12 protein-coding genes, 1 tRNA gene and 1 pseudogene are annotated in these 14,835 nt (G+C 62.4%); 5 read left to right on the forward strand and 9 right to left on the reverse strand.

Annotated features, from left to right (window positions below):
* Positions 1-11: 11 nt before the first annotated feature.
* The gene (locus C2138_RS06545; protein WP_108518894.1) at positions 12-1,589 is read right to left on the reverse strand and encodes a cytochrome ubiquinol oxidase subunit I; all 1,578 of its coding nucleotides are present in this window, start codon (positions 1,587-1,589) and stop codon (positions 12-14) included.
* A 141-nt stretch (positions 1,590-1,730) separates the two neighbouring features.
* Between C2138_RS06545 and C2138_RS06550 the strand changes: the two genes are divergently transcribed.
* Both C2138_RS06550 and C2138_RS06555 read left to right on the forward strand, forming a co-directional pair.
* A complete protein-coding gene (locus tag C2138_RS06550; protein ID WP_108516475.1) occupies positions 1,731-2,120 on the forward strand; it encodes a BlaI/MecI/CopY family transcriptional regulator in 390 nt (129 codons plus the stop codon).
* 47 nt (positions 2,121-2,167) lie between these two features.
* Positions 2,168-3,157 (forward strand): M56 family metallopeptidase, encoded by a 990-nt coding sequence (locus C2138_RS06555; RefSeq protein ID WP_199286580.1) that lies wholly within the window; start codon positions 2,168-2,170, stop codon positions 3,155-3,157.
* On the opposite strand, the gene coaE is transcribed toward C2138_RS06555, so the two are convergent.
* Positions 3,154-3,789 (reverse strand): dephospho-CoA kinase, encoded by a 636-nt coding sequence (gene coaE / locus C2138_RS06560; RefSeq protein ID WP_422395408.1) that lies wholly within the window; start codon positions 3,787-3,789, stop codon positions 3,154-3,156. The two genes, C2138_RS06555 and coaE, sit on opposite strands and share 4 nt — an antisense overlap.
* A gap of 32 nt (positions 3,790-3,821) precedes the next feature.
* On the opposite strand from coaE, the gene C2138_RS06565 reads away from it, so the two are divergent.
* A complete protein-coding gene (locus C2138_RS06565; protein ID WP_199286581.1) occupies positions 3,822-4,424 on the forward strand; it encodes a DUF4126 domain-containing protein in 603 nt (200 codons plus the stop codon).
* Between the two features lie 95 nt (positions 4,425-4,519).
* Here the strand turns inward: C2138_RS06565 and rpsA are convergent, their stop codons facing one another.
* From rpsA to polA, 5 genes and pseudogenes are all read right to left on the reverse strand, one after another.
* Complete coding sequence (gene rpsA, locus C2138_RS06570) at positions 4,520-5,968, reverse strand: 30S ribosomal protein S1 (protein ID WP_108516477.1); 1,449 nt, start codon at positions 5,966-5,968, stop codon at positions 4,520-4,522.
* A gap of 127 nt (positions 5,969-6,095) precedes the next feature.
* A pseudogene (locus C2138_RS06575) lies at positions 6,096-7,071 on the reverse strand (epimerase).
* Positions 7,068-7,517: a DUF4166 domain-containing protein gene (locus tag C2138_RS06580; protein WP_108516479.1), complete on the reverse strand. Its 450-nt coding sequence runs from the start codon at positions 7,515-7,517 to the stop codon at positions 7,068-7,070. Before C2138_RS06580 ends, C2138_RS06575 begins: the two are co-directional and overlap by 4 nt.
* 12 nt (positions 7,518-7,529) lie before the next feature.
* Positions 7,530-9,197 (reverse strand): DUF885 domain-containing protein, encoded by a 1,668-nt coding sequence (locus C2138_RS06585; RefSeq protein ID WP_108516480.1) that lies wholly within the window; start codon positions 9,195-9,197, stop codon positions 7,530-7,532.
* A gap of 47 nt (positions 9,198-9,244) precedes the next feature.
* Positions 9,245-11,923, reverse strand: a complete 2,679-nt coding sequence (polA, locus tag C2138_RS06590; protein ID WP_108516482.1) for a DNA polymerase I — start codon at positions 11,921-11,923, stop codon at positions 9,245-9,247.
* 59 nt (positions 11,924-11,982) lie between these two features.
* Between polA and C2138_RS06595 the strand changes: the two genes are divergently transcribed.
* Positions 11,983-12,411: a PaaI family thioesterase gene (locus tag C2138_RS06595; protein WP_108516484.1), complete on the forward strand. Its 429-nt coding sequence runs from the start codon at positions 11,983-11,985 to the stop codon at positions 12,409-12,411.
* Positions 12,412-12,496: 85 nt separating this feature from the next.
* On the opposite strand, the gene C2138_RS06600 is transcribed toward C2138_RS06595, so the two are convergent.
* Positions 12,497-13,099: an ANTAR domain-containing response regulator gene (locus tag C2138_RS06600; RefSeq protein WP_108516486.1), complete on the reverse strand. Its 603-nt coding sequence runs from the start codon at positions 13,097-13,099 to the stop codon at positions 12,497-12,499.
* A gap of 38 nt (positions 13,100-13,137) precedes the next feature.
* Between C2138_RS06600 and C2138_RS06605 the strand changes: the two genes are divergently transcribed.
* A tRNA-Leu gene (locus C2138_RS06605) sits at positions 13,138-13,218 on the forward strand.
* Between the two features lie 125 nt (positions 13,219-13,343).
* On the opposite strand, the gene pyk is transcribed toward C2138_RS06605, so the two are convergent.
* Positions 13,344-14,792, reverse strand: a complete 1,449-nt coding sequence (pyk, locus tag C2138_RS06610; protein WP_108516488.1) for a pyruvate kinase — start codon at positions 14,790-14,792, stop codon at positions 13,344-13,346.
* Positions 14,793-14,835 lie beyond the last annotated feature (43 nt).

A 14,835-nucleotide genomic window follows, 5' to 3' on the forward strand; every position in this document is an offset into this window, starting at 1 on the left:
GCCGTCGGTGATTAGTACGCGAACGAGAGGACATCGTCATCGGATGGAGCAGCCCCGCCATCGCCATCGCCATCTTTCTTCTGGTTGGCGAGCACCGGCACCGCACTCGCAACTCCGCCCCTCACGTAGCGAACGATGAGCATCACCTCGAACACCATGAGCACGCCGTAGATGAGCGTGAGCGAGGCGAGCGAGAACAGAACCTCGCCAAAGCTCACACTGGGTGAGACCGCCGCTGCGGTGAACATCATCACGCCGTCGAGCCCTGTGGGATTGGGGGCGACGACGAACGGCTGACGCCCCATTTCGGTGAAGATCCACCCGGCTGAGTTGGCCGCGAAGGGCGCGAAGATTCCGGCGACCGCCAGGTTCATGATGCCCTTGCTCTTGGGCACGGTGCCCTTGCGTGTAAGGAACAGCGCAACGGCTGCGGCCGCAGCCGCGAGCATTCCGAAGCCCATCATCAGCCGGAAGCCCCAGTAGGTGACCTCCATGATGGGCACGTAGTTGATCTCCTCACCGGCGCGCTGACCGAGGATCGGGTCGTCGGGTAGGTGAGTGCCATATCGTGCCTGATACTCGGGCACGAGCTCATTGAGGCCGGGAAGCTCGGTCGTGAAGTCGCCGTGCGCCAGGAACGACAGCAGGCCGTGGATTTCGATGATCGTGGTGACCTCGTTGCAGTCCTTCGTGCCGAGTGGCCCGATCGAAAGAACGGAGAAGCTGGTGCCGGTGTGGCATGCGGCCTCGGCAGCAGCCATCTTCAACGGCTGCTGCTCGTACATGAGCTTGGCCTGGGTGTCGCCGGTGACCGCTACCCCGCCGAAGGCGACTATGGCGACGATTGCGCCGATGCGGAGCGAGCTGAGCCAGACCTTGTGGTCCTTCTTGTCTCGCCCGGGGATGTCGAGGGCTTCGCCCACGATGACGTTGCCATCAACATCGACGGTGTCGATGCCGTCGCGGCGGCGCTGCCAGAGCTGGTACCAGGCGATGCCAAGCATGAAGCCGCCCCCGACCGCAAAGGCACCAAAGATTGTGTGGGTAAATGCTGCGATAGCGGTGTTGTTGGTGAACACGGCCCACGCGTCAACCATCTGTGGGTAGCCATCGACCAGCTCGACGCCCACGGGGTGCTGCATCCATGAGTTCGCAACGAGGATGAAGTAGGCCGAGACGACGGATCCTGCGACGGCGATCCACAGGCAAGCGAGGTGTACCCGCTTCGGCAACCTGCCCCATCCAAAGATCCAAAGGCCTAGGAACGTGGATTCGACGAAGAACGCCAGAAGCGCTTCCATCGCCAGAGGCGCTCCGAACACGTCGCCGACAAAGCGGCTGTACTCGCTCCAGGCGAGTCCGAACTGGAACTCCTGAACGATGCCGGTGGCGACACCCATGATGAAGTTGATGAGGTAGAGCTTTCCCCAGAACTTGGTCATGCGGTACCAGCGGTCGTCGCCGGTTTTGTGCCATCGCATCTGCATGAAAGCGATCACCGGGCCGAGGCCGAGCGTCAACGGCACCATCCAGAAGTGGTAGACCGTGGTGATACCGAACTGCCAGCGTGCAATAAGTAGGGGGTCGATCGCTTCCACAATGCCTCCGGTTGGTGCAGGCGATGACCCGCTGTTGAGTTCTGCAACGTGTAGACGTTTAAGTTCTACACCATGTCGAAATCGATTTCTACCTCATGTAGAGTCATTCCGCCTTCATGTAAAGTCTTGGTCATGGCACGCATCTCTCCTCAGCTTGGCGAACTCGAACGGGCGGTCATGGACCTCTTTTGGGACTCGACTGCGGCGCTCAGCGCCCCTGAGGTTCGAGACCGTCTGGCCACCGGGACGACCGGGGCCGGTAGGGAACTTGCCGTCACCACGGTGCTCACCGTGCTCTCTCGCCTCGAGCGCAAAAACTTCGTTACCCGAGACCGCACCACGCGCCCTCACCTCTACCTGTCAGTGACTAATCGCGCCTCGTATATGGCAGAGCTGATGCATGATGTGCTCGGTGCCGCTCCCGATCGCGAAGCCGTCTTGGCGCGCTTTGTGGGCAGTGTCGGCCCCGATGAAGCGGATCTCTTGCGGCGGATGCTCGAGGGCGCGAGCCTGCCCCGCTAGCTCGGTCGCTGCGAAGGATCCCACTCAACCGCTGGTAGCGTCGCAGGGTGCTGCAGACATCCATCGCTCTCGCCGTTCTGGCGATTCTCTTGGCGTGGCCAGTGCCGATTCTGCTTGCCAGGGCAACGTGGCCTTCGCGATCCCCCGCCGTCGCACTTATTGTCTGGCAGGCCGTGGCCCTCGCCGGCGGCCTGTCGATGATCGGCGCGCTGCTCGTCTATGGGCTGCAGCCGTTCGGCGACAACCTCCTCGCGGCCAGCGGATCGTTCGCTAGCTTCCTACAGCAGGGCACCCTGCCGTCCGGTGCCGACTTCGTTCACATGTTTGCGTTGAGCGGTGCCATCCTGCTCACCATCCATTTGCTGCTCAACCTCATGCTCGCGCTCGTGCGCGATGAGCGCTCCCGTCGCCGTCACCGCGACCTCGTTCGCATGCTTAGCTCCCCCCTGCCGGAACGGCCCGACACTCTCTTGCTGGCCCACGATGCGCCTGTCGCATACTGCCTGCCGGGCGCAACCCGATCCATCACCGTTCTTTCGGCCGGCCTCATGAGCATCCTCGACGACCAAGAACTCCGCGCCGTGGTTGCCCACGAAGAGGCCCACGCTACTCAGCGCCACTACCTGGTTCTTCTAGCCTTCAGAGCGTGGCGGCGTTCGCTCCCCTGGTTCCCGATTGCCACGCGCGCTCAGGATGCTGTCGCGTCACTAGTAGAGATGTTGGCCGACGACAAGGCCAGGCTTGTCGTTGCAGATGCGACGCTGGCGCGAGCGATCGCGCTCGTGGCGATCGGAGGTGACGGGTGGCGGGATTCTGTGCCACTGCCCGCGGCCGATCGGCGTCCCACGAGTGACGTATTCCTCGCCGACGAGGCCGAACAGTCGGTGCAGATGGCGAGCCCGTCCTCGGCGCTGAGAATAGCCCGGCTTCGAGAGGGGCATCGACCGCTCTCCTTCGCCGTGCGAGCGGTCGCCGTCGCCCTGGCAATCGCCCTGCTCGCCGTGCCGACAGCGCTGCTGCTCCTGCCCGCGGTCTAGCTCCGCTTGCTCTGCTGGCTTCGCGAAAGCAGCGCAGACCATAGTTCGTCGACCTGGGCCAGAAGCGCCTCCCGCGTGCCATGGTTGTCCAGCACAACATCCGCGATCGCGAGACGCTCCGAGTCTGTCGACTGCGAGTTAATGCGGTGCATTGCCTCTTCTCGTGACATGCCACGATCCTCGACCATGCGACGGATGCGGTCTTCAGTATCCGAATGCACCACGACTACGGAATCAAGTTGCAGCCGGTTGCCCTGTGTCGATTCTGCGAGCAGCGGCACGTCATAGATCACGATGGCGTCGGGATCGGCGGCCTCCGCCTGGGCTACCCGCTCGGCGACGAGATCACGAACCCGGGGGTGGGTGATCTCGTTGAGGGTGGCGCGCGCCTCGGGGTCGCTAAAGACGATTGACCCCAGTGCTGCGCGGTCGAGACTGCCATCGGGTTGCAGCACTGTGGTTCCAAAGGCCTCGGCAATCTCCCTGAGACCATCGGTGCCGGGCGCAACGACTTCGCGGGCCAACAGATCGGCATCGATGTGATGGGCGCCGAGTTCTGCCAGTCTCGCTGCGACCAAAGACTTTCCCGAGGCGATGCCTCCCGTGAGGCCAATAAGTAACACGGGGCCCATGCTACTGTCCTGCTCAGCCGAAAGGAGCAGCGATGCTGGAATTGCTCACGGGGACTGGGTTGGCTCTCTCTGCGGGACTCAACGCCTACGTTCCCCTGTTGATCATGGGGATCGCAAGCCGCTTCCTGCCCTTTGTCGAACTCCCGGCAAACTGGACCTGGCTCGAGAATCCTTGGGTGCTCGCGATCCTTGGCGTTTTGTTGGTGATCGAAGTAGTCGCGGACAAGATTCCCGCGGTCGACTCCATCAACGACTGGGTACAGACACTCGTTCGCCCCACAGCAGGTGGACTAGCTTTCGGGTCAGGAACCTCGATGGAGACGGCAGCGGTCACCGATCCGACTCAGTTCTTTGAATCAAACTGGGTTCCCTTTGTGACGGGAGCCGTTATCGCACTCGTGGTCCACCTCACCAAAGCGATCGCCCGGCCAGCAGCCAACGCACTCACTATGGGGGCTGCTGCGCCGGTTTTGAGCACGGTAGAAGACGCAAGCAGTGTTGGCCTTGCCATAGCGGCCATTGTCGTTCCGATTCTCATCCTGGTGGCGGTTCCGTTGCTGATCTGGTGGGGCGTGCGCAGCGTTCGAAAAGCCAGGGCATCGGTTGCCGCACGCAAGCACGAGAAGAGTTCCTGACTGCTCGGCAGTTGCGGTGGTGGGTTAACGACGAAACGGCCGGGCCCCGAGGGACCCGACCGTTTCGTGGAATAACGCCAGAGGCGTCGACCTGCTTAGTTGCTCGAGAGCTTCTCGCGCAGAGCGGCAAGAGCCTCATCGTCGGCAAGCGTGCCAGCCGAAGCCGACTCGCTCGAGAACGACGAACCACCAGCGGCAGGAGCGTCTTCGATCTCCTTGACGGCGGCAGCAGCGACCTGCTTCTTGTGTGCTTCCCAGCGAGCCTGAGCGGCGGCGTAGTCGGCTTCCCACTTGGAGCGCTGCTCCTCGAAGCCTTCCTTCCACTCGTTGGTCTCGGGGTCGAAGCCCTCGGGGTACTTGTAGTTGCCCTGCTCGTCGTACTCGGTGAGCATTCCGTAGAGCGCCGGGTCGAACTCGGTGCCCTCGGGGTCGACACCCTCGTTGGCCTGCTTGAGGCTCAGCGAGATGCGGCGACGCTCGAGGTCGATGTCGATGACCTTGACGAAGACCTCTTCGCCGACCGAAACGACCTGCTCGGCGAGCTCAACGTGCTTGCCGGACAGCTCCGAGATGTGCACGAGGCCCTCGATGCCCTCTGCAACGCGAACGAACGCGCCGAAGGGGACGAGCTTCGTGACCTTGCCCGGTGCAACCTGGCCGATGGCGTGGGTGCGAGCAAATACCTGCCACGGGTCTTCCTGCGTTGCCTTGAGCGACAGCGAAACACGCTCGCGGTCCAGGTCGACCTCGAGAATCTCGACGGTGACTTCCTGGCCAACCTCAACGACCTCGCTGGCGTGCTCGATGTGCTTCCAGCTGAGCTCGGAGACGTGAACGAGTCCGTCGACGCCACCGAGGTCCACGAATGCACCGAAGTTGACGATCGAGGAGACGACACCCTTGCGAACCTGGCCCTTGGCAAGGTTGTTGAGGAACGTCGTGCGGCTCTCGGACTGAGTCTGCTCAAGAAGCGCGCGGCGCGACAGAACAACGTTGTTGCGGTTCTTGTCGAGCTCGAGGATCTTGGCCTCGATCTCCTGGCCAAGGTACGGCGTGAGGTCGCGAACGCGGCGAAGCTCGATGAGCGAGGCCGGGAGGAAGCCACGGAGGCCGATGTCCACGATGAGGCCGCCCTTGACGACCTCGATGACCGTACCGGTGACGACTCCGTCGTCTTCCTTGATCTTCTCGACGTCGCCCCACGCACGCTCGTACTGAGCACGCTTCTTGGACAGGATCAGACGACCTTCCTTGTCCTCCTTCTGGAGAACGAGGGCCTCGACGGTGTCGCCGACAGCGACTACCTCGTCGGGGTTGACGTCGTGCTTGATGGAAAGTTCGCGGGAGGGGATAACACCCTCGGTCTTGTAACCGACGTCGAGGAGAACCTCATCACGGTCGATCTTGACGACGGTGCCCTCAATGAGGTCTCCGTCGTTGAAGAACTTCAGCGTTTTTTCGACCGCGGCGAGAAAGTCTTCAGCAGATCCGATGTCGTTGATGGCGACCTGCTTGGGTGCCTTACCGGTCGTTGCGATTGTCATTTAGTAGTTGCTCCAGGATGGAAATGCCGAGGTTCGGCACATAATCAGGTCACGGCGAGGTACTGCTCAGGATTGATGATTTCGCCGCGACGGTCGAATAGGGGCGTCACAAACGTGACGTTCTAGCTTATCGTGTCTGCCGGGGCTTTTCTACCGCGAGAATCTGGCCGATTGCTGGCTCAACTGCAGGGTGAGCGAAGACAAATCCTGCGGCCTCCAGGCGCGCGGGGATCACCCAACGGCTCTTGAGAACGAGCTCCGTTTCGGTGCGGATGACCGCGGAACCGAGCTCAAGCATCCATCGAAACGCCGGGAGACCGAAGCGTATTCCGAGCTGTTTACGGATCGCGGACATCAGCTCCGCATTGTCAGTTGGATTCGGCGCGGAGACATTGACGACACCGTCGATGTCGGGGCGCTCCGTCACGAACTTAATGACTCCGACGACGTCATCGATATGAATCCAACTGAACTTCTGACGCCCCTTGGTGGGGCGGTAGGCGTGATAGGTGCCCGCATTCCGGCGGCGGCGGGTGGAGAACCAGCGCCCATCGAGCTGAGGTCCGCCCAACCCGAATCGTGCGAGCCGGGTGAGCGGCTGCATCACGCTGCCATTGCCGAGCACGATGGCGATTCGCAGCGCGACGCGTCTCGTGTGGGGAAGCTCCGCGCGGAAGAACTCAGCTTCCCAGGACCTAGCGACCTCAACCGAAAAGCCCTGCCCCAGCTCGCCGCCGGACTCCGTCATCGGACGGTCATCGGCGTGACGGTAGATAGTGGCGGTCGATGAGTTAATCCATACCGGCGGAGGTGCAGCGCAGGCGGCGATAGCATCCGAAATTTGGCGTGTGGTTTCGCGTCGCGACCGGAAGATCTCGGCGCGGTTGGCATCCGTATACCGGCAGTTCACGCTCTTGCCTGCGAGATTGACCACCAGATCTGCGCCGTCGAGCAGAGCGGCGATCGCGGCGGAATCGCCCCACACCGCATCCGCACCCTCGCGCCCGATGGTAGAAACGCTGGCGCCAAGCGACTCGATATGACTCCACAAGCCGAGTTCCGATGAATCCCGATGCCCCCGCGACGACAACTCGCTGAGTCATTCCTCCGCCTCCCCCGCGAGTTCGTAGCGAAACAAACCCGAGTATTCATAAAGTCTACCGAGCGCGGGGTGAGCGAGAACGATCGAGACATGCTGGGCATCCGCCTCGTCATCGAAGCGTTCCGTGAGAGAAACACGAGGCGACAAAGGGCGTGGCCACCAGAGAACGCCCTCGCCGACGGCAAAACCGACCCGGGTTGACTCCAATCGAAGGCAGCCGCCGTGTTCGTCACCGATGGCCGCATCAAAGGAGGCGACGAGTCGTCCCGACGGGCCAAGGCGGTCGATGAGAACGGGCCCAGACGACGTGGGCAGCACACCGATCTGATCGACCATGCGGCGCGAACCCGTCGGTATCGCGGCGAAGTAGCGCTGCAAGCGCGGATGCAGGTGGAGGAGCCGGTCGCCCAGCACAACCTCATACGGTGATGCGCTCGACTCCCCCACAGCGTCGACGTATCAGTCGAAATCGAGCACAGCAGTGCGCAGGGTGTCGAGCCCGACCCCTCCGAGGGCCAGTGCGCGACTGTGGAAGTCCCGGATGGAGAAAGAATCGCCCGCGCGGCGGTGAGCCTCGTCCCGCAGCTCTTCCCAGAGGCGCTGACCGACCTTGTACGACGGGGCCTGACCGGGCCATCCGAAGTAACGGTTTACTTCGAACAGCGTGCTGGCGTCGCTCTCATGGCAGTTCTCACGGAAGAAGGCGAGCGCGTAGTCGAAGTCCCACGAGCCGGTGCCGTCGAGGCGAGGCTTGCCGAGGTGCACGCCGATGTCGAGGACAACGCGGGCGGCGCGCATCCGCTGGGCGTCAAGCATCCCGAGGCGGTCTGCAGGGTCATCGAGGTAGCCGAGCTGCTCCATGAGACGCTCCGCGTACAGCGCCCAGCCCTCCGCGTGGCCCGACGTGCCGGCGAGCTGCCGGCGCCACGTGTTGAGCTGACCGCGATTGACGACGGCCTGGCCGATCTGCAGGTGATGCCCGGGAACTCCCTCGTGAAAAACGGTCGTCTTCTGGCGCCAGGTCGCAAACTCCGTTTCGCCTACGGGCACCGACCACCACATCCGACCGGGTCGGGAGAAGTCGTCCGACGGGCCCGTGTAGTAGATGCCACCGCTCTGGGTGGGCGCAATCATGCATTCGAGCCGCTGAATCTCTGCGGGGATGTCGAAATGGCTCTGCGCGAGTTCTGAGACGGCCCGGTCGCTGAGCTCTTGCATCCACGCCTGAAGTGCGTCGGTGCCGTGCAGCAGACGGGTGGGGTCTGCATCGAGGATTGCAATTGCCTCCTCCACCGATGCACCGGGCTTGATCTCGTGAGCGATCGCCTCCTGCTCGGAACGCATACGGGCGAGCTCTTCGATGCCCCACTCATACGTTTCGTCGAGGTCGATGGCGGAGCCGAGAAAGCGCCGCGAGTGCAGAGCGTAAGCCTCGCGCCCGACGGCATCAACCGTCGTGGCGACGGGAGCCAGCTCGGAGCGCAAAAAATCGGTGAACGCGGCATATGCCGCGGTTGCCGACGCCGCACCTGTCGCTAGCGCTGTTCGGAGCGTCTCTGGCAAGTCGAGCGAGGAACTCGTGGAGAACGAAGTGAAGAATCCTGCGGGAGCGGCGATCTGGGCGGTGAGCTGGGCGACCGCAAGCACCTGACGGCGGGCAGGGGTTATGCCCTCGTCGATACCCTTGCGCAAGGTCTCCGTGTAGCCCGCAAGCGCCGCAGGGACGGCGTTCATGCGCCCGGCGATATCGGCCCAGTCAGCTTCGGTCTCCGTGGGCATGAGGTCGAAGATGTCCCGAATCTCCGTTGCAGGAGAGGCAAGCACATTCAGGTCGCGAAGGTGGAGTCCGGCTGCATGGGCCTCGATATCGAGCGACAGGCTCGCCCGCAGGTCCGTCTGCGTGACACGATCGACGCTGTCGACAGGGTCTGCGGCATCCAGGGCGGCTATGACCTTGCGCTTGGACTCCGCCATGGCCTCGGCACCGGCTGGCGAGTAGTCGGCGTATTCGCCCAGCCTGCCGGCGACTCCGATGTAGGTCGCAACGGTCGGGTCGAGGTCAATGTAGGTGCTGATCCAGCCCTCTGCGATGCCATCGATGCTGGTGGGGGTGCGCGATTCACTCATTCCCCGAGCATACGATGGCCTCCGCCTCGGAGCGCCGTGACCTGCCGCTAGTGCGCGGCAGCGTCCCAGTTCGCCCCGATGCCCACCTGCACATCGAGGGGCACAGCCAAATCGGCGGCGGAGCTCATGCGCGTGCGCACGATCGACTCGATTGTCTCGAGCTCGCCGGGGGCAACCTCAAGCACTAATTCGTCATGAACCTGGAGCAGCAGCCGGGAACCGAGATTCTGGTCGCGCAGGTCCTCTGCGACACCGAGCATCGCAATCTTCATGATGTCGGCGGCAGATCCCTGGATCGGGGCGTTGAGCGCAGCACGCTCAGCGTTCTCGCGCAGAACCCGGTTTTTGGAGTGCAGGTCGGCGAAGGGGCGACGGCGACCAAAGATCGTCTCGGTGTAGCCGTCGTCGCGGGCCTTCTCGACAACGGATCGAAGGTAATCACGCACCGCGCCGAACCGCGCAAAGTAGTCCGACATGAGCTGCTTTGCCTCTGACGTGTCGATTCTGAGCTGCTTCGACAGCCCGAATGCGCTGAGGCCATAGGCAAGGCCATACGACATCGCCTTGACCTTGGTTCGCATTTCGGGGGTCACGTCGGCAGGGTCGACGTGGAAGATGCGCGAGCCAACGAAGCGGTGTAGGTCTTCGCCGGCGTTGAACGCTTCGATGAGACCCTCATCACCCGACAGGTGCGCCATGATGCGCATTTCGATCTGAGAGTAGTCGGCAGTGAGAAGTGTTTCGAACTCTGCGCCATGCCTAAATGCGGAGCGGATCTCGCGGCCGACCTCGGTCTTGACCGGGATGTTCTGCAGGTTGGGGTCGTTCGAAGAAATGCGGCCCGTGCTTGTGCCGGTCTGGTCATACGTCGTGTGGATTCGACCGTCGGGCTTGACGGCCTTTTCCAGTGTCTCGACGATCTGGCCGAGCTTGGTCACATCGCGGTGCTGAAGCAACAGCCCAAGGAACGGATGCGGGCTCTTCTCCTGCAGGTCGGCGAGCGACGCTGCATCGGTAGAGTAGCCGGTCTTGTTCGCCCGGGTCTTGGGCATGTTCAGCTCTTCGAACAGCACCTGCTGGAGCTGCTTCGGCGAACCGAGATTCACTTCGTGGCCAATCTCGGCGAAGGCCTTGGTTGCGAGTTCTGCCGCGGAGGCTGACAGTCGGGTGCGCAGGTCAGCGAAAATCTCAGAATCGACACTGATGCCGGTGAGCTCCATCGTCGCGAGCACGTTCACGATGGGCAACTCAATGTCGTCGAGAACCTTGCGGGTGCCCGGGTCGAGCTTCTCGGCAAGCGCCTCTGAGATTCGCAGCACGTACCAGGCCTCGGTCGCGGCACTCAGGGCATCGACCTCGGGGACGAGCTGGTTGGGATCGGCGAGCGTGATTGTCTCCCCCAGCACCGAGTACACCTGCGAGGCGAGGTCTTCGGGTTTGGAACCCGGCCGCAGAAGCCAGGCGGCAAGTGAGGTGTCGAATGAAATACCGCCAAGAGTAAGTCCGACCTGGCGCAGCGCCTTCAGTTGGCGCTTGGAACCGAGCAAATACTTGGGCGAGTCGCCCGCAAGCCACGACTCGAGCGCTGTGTAGTCGGGGCGACCTTCTGCCCAGGGCACGTAGACCGAATCGGTCGCAGAGGCGATGCCGAAACCGCCGACACCGGATGCGTCGATTTCTACTTGCAGTCCGAGAGGCACCGTACCCTCAGCCGAATTGCGGCTGAGCCACTGCGCGAGCTCTTCGTCGATGAGGGTACGCACCACGGGCGCCGCCTGTGCCGAGCTGACCTCATCGATCACAGCAGCCTCGGTGATTGCATCCGTCGCGCCCTCCGACGCGGCGATCTTGAGCACTCGTTCCAGGAGCGTGCGGAACTGCAGACGATCGAACACATCGCGGACCGCATTGACGTTGATCTGACGGCGCTCGAGATCGGTGGGGCCCACCGGAAGATCGACGTCGGTGACCAGGCGGTTGAGCCTGCGATTACGAATCGCATTCTCCTTCTGCTCGCGCAGCTTCTCGCCGACGACACCCTTGATCTCGTCCGCGTGCTCAAGGATCTGGTCGAGTCCGCCGTACTGCTTGATCCACTTGACGGCGGTCTTCTCGCCGACCTTGTCGATGCCGATGAGATTGTCGCTTGTCTCACCCACAAGCGCCGCGACATCCGGATACTGCTCGGGCTCGATGCCGTACCGCTCTACGACCGCATCGCGGTCGTAGCGCTTGAGTTCAGACACGCCGCGTGCGTTGGGGTAGAGAAGAGTGACGTCGTCGTTCACCAGCTGGATGGAGTCGCGGTCGCCGCTGACGACGAGAACGCGGAAACCCTCGGCTGCACCGCGGCTGGCGAGCGTGGCGAGGATATCGTCCGCCTCGTAATCCTCTTTAGTGATGGTGACGATGTTCATCGCCGCCAGCGCCTCTTCTAGGAGGGGAACCTGCCCGATGAACTCGGACGGCGTCTCGCCCCTGGTGCCCTTGTATTCCGGGTATTCGCGCGTGCGGAAGGAGTATCGCGAGATGTCGAAGGCCACCGCAAGATGGGTCGGCTTCTCCTGGCTGAGCAACAGCAGGAGCATCGAAAGGAACCCGTGAATCGCGTTCGTATGTTGACCGTCACGAGTGACGAAACTGTCGACCGGCAGCGCATAAAACGCTCGGAATGCTAGTGAGTGACCGTCAATGACGAGGAGGGTAGGCTTTTCGGAATCCGACACAGAGCCAGCCTAACGGGGTGCGCCGACATGCCACCGCGCCGCTGGGAAAGGCACCATCAATGACGAAGTTTCCCGCCGACCTGCACCCTGACCTCATTGGGCGTCTCGAGGCCACAGGGGGCGGTGAACTTCCCCGCAAGATGGGCATCGAGTTTGATGAGCTCTCTGCCGACTACTCCATGGCCCGAATGCCCGTTGAGGGCAACCGGCAGGTGAATGGTCTTCTCCACGGCGGTGCCTATGTTGTCCTCGGCGAGTCACTCGGTTCGATGTCGGCGGCGATTCACGCTGGCCCCGACCGCTTCGTCGTCGGAATCGAGATCAACGCGACTCATTCCGGCTCCGCCCGCGAAGGCTGGGTCACCGCCACCTGCCAAGCCATCTCTCTCGGAAACACGCTGACGACCCACGAAATTGTGGTCTCGGACGACTCCGGAAAGCGTCTGTCGACCATTCGCATCACGAACCTCATTCGCGACATCCGCTGACCGCAGAGAAACGGGCCGGATGCTGGAGCGTGCGCTCCGGCCTCCGGCCCGTTGTTTCTACGACCGACGAGCGGCCGAGGACGTGCTACTTCTTGGGAGCGAACTGGTCGATGATCGTTTTCGCTACATCGTGCATCGTGAGCCGGCGGTCCATCGAAGCCTTCTGAATCCAGCGGAACGCTTCGGGCTCGGTCAGGCCCATCTTCTCGTTGAGGAGCCCCTTGGCGCGGTCGACGAGCTTGCGCGTTTCGAAACGCTCAACGAGGTCGCCAACCTCGGTCTCAAGCGCAATGATCTGGGCGTAGCGGGCGAGAGCGATCTCAATCGCCGGCAGCAGGTCGTTGGGGGTGAACGGCTTAACCACGTAGGCCAGCGCGCCAGCCTCGGTCGCTCGCTCGACAAGCTCCTTCTGGCTGAACGCGGTGAGGAGAACAACGGGAGCGATGTGGTTTTTGCTGAGCTTCTCAGCCGCAGAGATGCCGTCAAGCAGCGGCATCTTGACGTCCATCACGACGAGGTCAGGACGCAGCTCGGTTGCTAGCGCTACCGCAGCCTCTCCGTCACCTGCCTCTCCGACGACATCGAAACCGTTGTCACGGAGCGTCTCGACGATGTCGAGTCTGATGAGCGACTCGTCTTCGGCTACGACGACGCGGCGGGGGGCCTGAGTGGATTCCTGGTCTGACACGTGTAAAGCCTACGGTATTCTGATCGGAGTTACTGTGCGCCGGTGTGGCGGAATGGTAGACGCGGAGCACTCAAAATGCTTTGTCGCAAGACGTGTGGGTTCGAATCCCACCACCGGTACAGAAGCTCGACGGCTCCGCATCCCCTGAAAACGGGGGTGCGGAGCTCTTTTCGTGGAACAGGCGCGTTAACTGCCTCACGCGGGCAAACCCGAAGGTCTGCCCGCGTGAGGATGCGCCGTGAGGCTAGAGCGATTCTGCCCAGACTGGCGCGGCAGCATTCTTGGCGTCGCCAATGCGGTGCACGCGAAGGTCGTTCGTCGACCCGGGGATGCCGGGAGGCGATCCGGAGATAACGACGACCTTGTCGCCGACCTTTGCGAGGCCCTCTGCGAGCAAAATGTCGTCGACCTGGCGGTACATCGCGTCGGTGTGCGTCACGCGGTCCACGAGGTAGCTCTGCACGCCCCAGCTCAGCGCCATACGGCGGAGAATGCTCTCTGAAGGCGTGAAGCCCAGGATCTGGATGCCGTTACGGAGTCGCGACATACGGCGAACGGAGTCGCCGGATTCGGTGAAGACGCACAGGAATTTAGCCTCGACAAAGTCCGCAACCTCGGCGGCCGCGAGGGTTATCGCGCCGCCCTGAGTGCGAGGCTTCGTGCCGAGCGGAGCTACACGCTCGAGACCATGATCCTCCGTGGATTCGACGATGCGAGCCATGGTCTGAACCGTGACGACGGGGTACTCCCCCACGCTCGTCTCGCCACTGAGCATGACGGCGTCGGCACCGTCGAGCACAGCATTTGCGACGTCAGAGGTTTCTGCGCGGGTCGGAATCGGGTTAGAGATCATCGACTCAAGCATCTGCGTTGCAACAATCACGGGCTTTGCCATGCGGCGGCAGAGTTCGACAGCGCGCTTCTGCACGATCGGAACAGCCTCGAGGGGCAGCTCGACACCGAGGTCTCCTCTGGCCACCATGATGCCGTCGAAGGCATCGATGATAGCTTCGAGATTGTCGACAGCCTGGGGCTTCTCAATCTTGGCGATGACGGGGAGGCGCAGGCCCTCCTCGGCCATAATCTCGTGCACGCGCGTGATGTCTTCTGCGTTACGCACGAACGAGAGGGCGATGTAATCAGCGCCGAGCTTGAGGGCCCACCGCAGGTCGTCCTCGTCCTTCTCCGAAAGCGCGGGCACGTTGACGGCAACGCCGGGCAAGTTGATGCCCTTGTTGTTGGATACGGTTCCGGCGACAACGGTCTCGGTGGTAACCGACGTTGCATCCGTCGCAATGGCACGGAGCTTGACGCGGCCATCGTCAATCAGGAGCGTGTCTCCCGGCTTCACATCGCCGGGGAGCCCTTTGTAGGTCGTGCCACAGACCTCGCCCGTTCCCTCGATGTCGTCGGTGGTGATCGTGAAAACATCTCCGACATCAAGGTGGTGGGGGCCATCCTTGAACTTGCCCAGTCGAATCTTGGGTCCCTGGAGATCGACAAGCACGGCGACAACACGACCGGATGCGGTTGCTGCCTTGCGAACCTTGCCGAAGATTTCTTCGTGAACTGCATAACTGCCGTGGCTGAGGTTCATGCGGGCAACATCAACACCAGCCTCAATGATTGCCCTGATGTCTTCGTAACTTGATGTTGCTGGGCCTAGCGTCGCAACAATCTTTGCGCGTCTCATGCGGTGCTTTCTGTCGATGTGGACAAGACCGGAAGCTTCCAGC

This window comes from Salinibacterium hongtaonis (assembly GCF_003065485.1).
Taxonomy (GTDB): domain Bacteria; phylum Actinomycetota; class Actinomycetes; order Actinomycetales; family Microbacteriaceae; genus Homoserinimonas; species Homoserinimonas hongtaonis.

Coding starts and splice junctions, on each gene's coding strand:
- C2138_RS06550 (WP_108516475.1), top strand. CDS start 1,731: ATGGCACGCATCTCTCCTCAGCTTGGCGAACTCGAACGGGCGGTCATG.
- C2138_RS06585 (WP_108516480.1), bottom strand. CDS start 9,197: ATGAGTGAATCGCGCACCCCCACCAGCATCGATGGCATCGCAGAGGGC.
- pyk (WP_108516488.1), bottom strand. CDS start 14,792: ATGAGACGCGCAAAGATTGTTGCGACGCTAGGCCCAGCAACATCAAGT.
- coaE (WP_422395408.1), bottom strand. CDS start 3,789: ATGGGCCCCGTGTTACTTATTGGCCTCACGGGAGGCATCGCCTCGGGA.
- rpsA (WP_108516477.1), bottom strand. CDS start 5,968: ATGACAATCGCAACGACCGGTAAGGCACCCAAGCAGGTCGCCATCAAC.
- C2138_RS06565 (WP_199286581.1), top strand. CDS start 3,822: ATGCTGGAATTGCTCACGGGGACTGGGTTGGCTCTCTCTGCGGGACTC.
- C2138_RS06595 (WP_108516484.1), top strand. CDS start 11,983: ATGACGAAGTTTCCCGCCGACCTGCACCCTGACCTCATTGGGCGTCTC.